At 38.1% G+C, this 3,546-nt stretch carries 2 protein-coding genes; one reads left to right on the top strand and one right to left on the bottom strand.

Annotated elements, in window-relative coordinates; genetic code table 11:
• Positions 1-376, top strand: a 376-nt coding sequence (locus A0J48_RS26070) for a hypothetical protein (RefSeq protein ID WP_200327478.1), incomplete at its 5' end; no start/stop codon positions are given.
• 148 nt (positions 377-524) lie between these two features.
• Here A0J48_RS26070 and gcvP read toward each other — a convergent pair.
• Positions 525-3,407, bottom strand: a complete 2,883-nt coding sequence (gene gcvP / locus A0J48_RS26065; RefSeq protein ID WP_325079223.1) for an aminomethyl-transferring glycine dehydrogenase — start codon at positions 3,405-3,407, stop codon at positions 525-527.
• Positions 3,408-3,546 lie beyond the last annotated feature (139 nt).

The raw sequence follows: 3,546 nt of genomic DNA, 5'->3' as shown, positions 1-3,546 counted from the left end.
ACATACCGGTAACGAGGAATGTTTAGAAGATTTCTTTGCAGTAAAAACTCTAGGGCAAAACACTCAAGATGGATATGAAGAACTAAGACCAATTACAAAAGATTTAGTTAACCAAATAGAAGATGAAATTTTAGTAAATAAATTAATACATATTATAGAAAATAAACATATAACTAAATTTAAGGCTCTAAAAAGTATTATTGAAGGAAGTATTAAAGGTACTTTTTCTTCCAGTTACCCTAACATATACAATAACAATAAATTAATTCAAAAAGTAAAAGAATTAGTTTTAAAGAAAGTATTAGAAAAAGAACATAAATTAGAGAATATTAGATGTCTCATAAATCAAATTCGTCAAAAAATTACTCAGCTTTAAAAATTGATAATAAAAACAGTACATGAAAAAAATTCAGATCCCCGACTTCTTTTTTCAACCCCACCAATAAATGATAAATTGATATCAGAAATCGAGGATCTTCAAAACTTAATTAGCTGACTGCTGAAAGCTGAAAGCTGATAGCTATCTAACTATAAGCCTCCATCGGTAAACAAGAACAAACAAAATTCCGATCCCCAAAAGCAGCATCTATCCTACCCACACTTGGCCAGAACTTATATTCCTTACTCCAACTTGCAGGATAAGCAGCTTCTTCACGAGAATAACCATGTTTCCACTCACCAACAATCAAACTTTCCGCAGTGTGAGGCGCGTTTTTCAACACATTATCTTGCAGATCCATCTTACCAGATTCAATCTCAGAAATCTCCTTTCTAATCGCAATTAACGCCTCACAAAAACGATCTAATTCTTCCTTAGATTCGCTTTCCGTTGGTTCTACCATTATTGTACCAGCCACAGGCCAAGAAACAGTAGGAGCATGAAAACCATAGTCCATTAACCGCTTCGCAACATCATCAATTTCGATGTTTGCTGATTTTTTCAACGCACGTAAATCTAAAATACATTCATGTGCTACAAAACCATTTTTTCCTTGATATAAAACCGGATAAAATGACTCCAATTTCTTAGCGATGTAATTAGCATTTAAAATCGCAACTTTGGTTGCTTCAGTTAACCCCTCTGCACCCATCATTGCAATGTACATCCAAGAAATTACCAAAATACTCGCACTTCCCCAAGGTGCAGCAGAAACCGCACCCAGTTCACCACCTAATTTAATTACAGAATGTCCAGGTAAGAACGGTACAAGATGGGAAGCGACACCAATAGGACCCATTCCCGGACCACCACCACCATGAGGAATACAGAAAGTTTTGTGTAAGTTCAAATGACAAACATCAGCACCAATATCACCAGGACGACAAATACCCACTTGAGCATTCATATTAGCCCCATCCATGTAAACTTGTCCACCATGTTCATGAACTATGGCACAAATTTCTTGAATTGCTTCTTCAAACACTCCATGAGTTGATGGATATGTCACCATTAAAGCTGCTAATTCACTACTATATTTTTCAGCTTTGGCTTTTAAATCAGCAACATCAATATTACCCTGATCATCACAAGCAATTCCTACAACTTTCATCCCACACATTACCGCACTTGCAGGATTTGTACCATGTGCAGATTGAGGAATTAAACAAACGTTTCTGTGTCCTTCTCCCCGATTTTGATGATATTCTCTAATTACCAAAAGTCCCGCATATTCACCTTGAGAACCTGCATTTGGTTGTAAAGAAATTCCCGCAAAACCTGTAATTTCTCCTAACCAGTTTTCTAATTGTTGGAACAGAATTTGATAACCTCTGGTTTGGGAAATTGGCGCAAAAGGATGGATTTTGCCAAATTCTGCCCAAGTTACCGGAATCATTTCTGAAGTTGCGTTTAACTTCATCGTACAAGAACCCAAAGGAATCATGGATGTTGTTAATGATAAATCCTTGGTTTCTAATTGATGTAAATAACGTAATAGCTCGGTTTCTGAATGATAGCGGTTGAAAATGGGATGAGTGAGATATTCACTTTCACGAACTTGGGAAATGTGAGAACTTAAAAAAGTGATTTCTGCAATATTAAAAGGTAATTGATCTTGCAGTGCGAAAACTTGCAATAAATCAATTACATCTGCTTCCGTGGTCGTTTCATCTAAGGAAATTCCTACATCAGAATTATCAAAAATTCGCAAGTTGATATTTCTCGCATCCGCAGCTTCTAAAATTGCCTGTAAACTGGTATTTCCTAACTCTATCCGCAGAGTATCAAAAAAGTTGTCACTAACAATTTTATAACCTAACTTTTGCAAACCTGCGGCTAAAGTTGCAGTTAATTGGTGGATATTTTGAGCGATCGCCCTTAAACCATCGGGTCCATGATACACTGCATACATACTCGCCATTACTGCCAATAATACCTGCGCTGTGCAGATATTACTGGTGGCTTTATCTCTGCGAATATGTTGTTCACGGGTTTGTAAAGCTAAACGGTAAGCAGGTTTGCCATTAACATCTTTTGATACCCCGACAATCCGCCCTGGAACTAAGCGTTTATGCTCTTCCTTAGTAGCAAAATAAGCAGCGTGGGGTCCCCCAAAGCCCAAAGGAATACCGAACCTCTGGGTGCTGCCTACCGCTATATCTGCCCCTAATTCAGCGGGGGGTGTGAGTAATGTTAAGCTAAGAGGATCTGCGGCAATTGTCACCAATGCACCCTGAGCATGGGACTGTGTGATAAAATGGCGATAGTCGTAAATTGTACCGTCGGTTGCGGGATATTGCAGAATTGCCCCAAAGATAGTTTCGGTAAAATCAAAAGTTTGATGATCACCGATAATAATATTAATGCCTAAAGGTTTAGCGCGAGTCTGCAATACATCAATAGTTTGGGGATGACATTCACGGGAGACAAAATAGTTATGTGATTTATTTTTGCACACACCATAACTCATACTCATGGCTTCTGCTGCTGCTGTGGCTTCATCTAATAAAGAAGCGTTAGCAATTTCTAAACCAGTTAAATCAATAATCATGGTTTGGAAATTTAATAATGCTTCCAAACGTCCTTGAGCAATTTCTGGTTGATAAGGGGTGTATGCTGTATACCAGCCGGGGTTTTCTAAGATGTTGCGTTGAATTACTGTCGGGGTGATACAATCATAATAACCCATGCCGATGTAGGAGCGATAAACTTGATTTTTATCGGCTATCTTTTTCAATTTTGCCAGTGCTGCATATTCGCTTTGTGCTACTGGTAATTGCAGGGTTTGATGAAAACGAATTCCTTGCGGTACTGTTTTATCAATTAAGTCGTCGAGGTTACTCAAACCTAATACTTCCAGCATTTGCTGAATATCATCAGCCTTTGGTCCTATGTGTCTTTGGGCAAAGCTACTTAGTTTCTGACTACTTTCAGCTAAAATGTGAGGACGTAGGGAATTAGCTACCACAAATTGTTCTCCAGATGCGACGGTTTAATATATTGTAATGATTACTTGGAGACATGAGGGAATGGAAAATAGGGAATAGATATTAGGGACTTCCAAATAAAAAAATATCCACTCGTTGAGTAAGCAGGGGGGGCAGGGG

It is taken from the genome of Sphaerospermopsis aphanizomenoides BCCUSP55 (assembly GCF_001586785.1).
GTDB lineage: Bacteria > Cyanobacteriota > Cyanobacteriia > Cyanobacteriales > Nostocaceae > Sphaerospermopsis_A > Sphaerospermopsis_A aphanizomenoides_A.
The sequence above is the reverse complement of the archived record's forward strand: the minus strand, read 5'-3'. Positions and strand labels throughout refer to the sequence as shown.